Below are 1,623 nucleotides of genomic sequence, written 5' to 3'. Positions count from 1 at the left end.
GCCGACTACTGACTTTCTTGCCCCGTCGCTTGCTTGGCGACTGAGCCGTACACAAAAACGCTCTCTTCTGGGCCAACCTGGCAGCGCTTCATAACGCGCTGCATAGGCCAAAGCAATGCGCCGTCGGGCAGCTTGAGCGTGAGGTTGATCTCGGCCTGAGGATCGTCATCGTCACCTTGCCAATTGCCACCGGCCTCACGGCGCAGGACTTCTCCAACATAGCTTCCGATACCGAATACTCTTGCGCCCAGGTCGCGGGAAAGCAGACCGCTCGGCTTGATGGCGCCACCGGGGGCGTGATCGTCGAAGAATCGATCGATCTCCTTCAGGCTCTCGAGCGAGAAATCAACCTCGTATCCTTCCGACAGGAGGGCCTTGGCGATCCAGTCAGCCGCATTCTCGGCATCGACCACGATGCGCGGCTTCGGACTGCGATTCAGCGTGCCAGCGCCGAACCCGCTGGCGGCAAGCAGGCTTTTGAAGAGTCGCATGGTTCGGAGCCTCCGCTGGACATTCCTGGATCAGGCACCGCTACTTGGCGCGGAAGCAGTCTATCGTGAGGGTCAGCTCCTGGCCGACAGTGCATGTTCGCCGCGCTGCTCGCAAGCAGTCGGACACAGGAGGTGCCGTCGCTGCTGGACGACCGCTTGCAGGCCGACGGTCGAAGGGGCACAGTCTTCTACAAGCGGTGACTACGACTTGCACTGAGCATTCGGCACTGTCCGAAACTCACTGCCCCTGAATCGTGGGGCAACGCCCGTCTTGTCGCAGGGCCTCGTACTGTTCCGGCTTCGTGCGTGCGAGCTGAGCGCAAAGAATCTCCGCTCCATAGCTTTGGTTCAAAGCGGTAGCCTCGGGAGAGGTAAGTACACGAAGAACTTTCTCCCCTGCCACAGATGAGGCGAAGGCAACGATTTCCTGTTGTTGTGTCACTGGAAGTTGCTGCATTTTCTTTAGGACGGCAGGCGCATCGTCAGACTCACGCTGTATCTTGGCGAACTGTCGACCACTCTTGGAATTCATGAAAGCACGTATGGATGCTCGCTCAGCATCGGAGAGGGTCGTGATGAGGAGCGTCGCGAGCCGGTTTGAAACCTCTCGCCCGTTGAACGAGTCGGCGACATTCTTCAACTCGTCAGCCAATGCCGGATTCAACTTGAGCAGTGAGGGGTAGACGACTGTCCTGTACCGGCGCTCAAGTCTTTCAGGCGGAAGCACGAAGGCAGCGATCTGCTGATCACCCTCAGGTGGCGAAGCACGAGTACTCGCCGAGATTACGAGGAGAAGGAGGATCGGCAGGAACCGCATGGGAGATAGAAGGCGAGTGGCGTTCCCCAATTATGGTTGGCGCCGCCGGAAGCGGACACTCCCCACCGGCAACTACTGGCCGGCTACTGACTTTCTCTGGGCGAATAGAGGTGAGCCCATGAAAGCTGCTCATCGACAAATTCATCCAGTTCCGACTCGTCGAGGAACGAGATCAACGCTCCCAGCTTCACCTGTCCCCGGCAAAGCGCCAATGCAGCCAGGATCACTCGCACGGTCAGAGGGTCGTCTTGTAGAGGCAAATCATTCAACGCGAGGCGCTGCATCCCGCGAATTGCCATGAAGCCATGAAGTAGT

At 58.7% G+C, this 1,623-nt stretch carries 3 protein-coding genes; all 3 read right to left on the bottom strand.

The features are described from left to right. Positions 1-5: 5 nt before the first annotated feature. Complete coding sequence (locus ACXJLU_RS33275; protein WP_457337997.1) at positions 6-491, bottom strand: hypothetical protein; 486 nt, start codon at positions 489-491, stop codon at positions 6-8. 238 nt (positions 492-729) lie between these two features. Then, positions 730-1,308: a hypothetical protein gene (locus tag ACXJLU_RS33270; protein WP_457337996.1), complete on the bottom strand. Its 579-nt coding sequence runs from the start codon at positions 1,306-1,308 to the stop codon at positions 730-732. A gap of 83 nt (positions 1,309-1,391) precedes the next feature. Next, a partial coding sequence (locus tag ACXJLU_RS33265) for a hypothetical protein (RefSeq protein WP_457337995.1) occupies positions 1,392-1,623 on the bottom strand: 232 nt, incomplete at its 5' end.

Source organism: Rhizobacter sp. P5_C2 (assembly GCF_054049715.1).
This window is presented reverse-complemented; position numbering and strand designations above follow the sequence as displayed.

Excerpts from the sequence above, each read along its gene's own strand:
- ACXJLU_RS33275 (WP_457337997.1), bottom strand. The coding sequence starts at position 491 with ATGCGACTCTTCAAAAGCCTGCTTGCCGCCAGCGGGTTCGGCGCTGGC.
- ACXJLU_RS33270 (WP_457337996.1), bottom strand. The coding sequence starts at position 1,308 with ATGCGGTTCCTGCCGATCCTCCTTCTCCTCGTAATCTCGGCGAGTACT.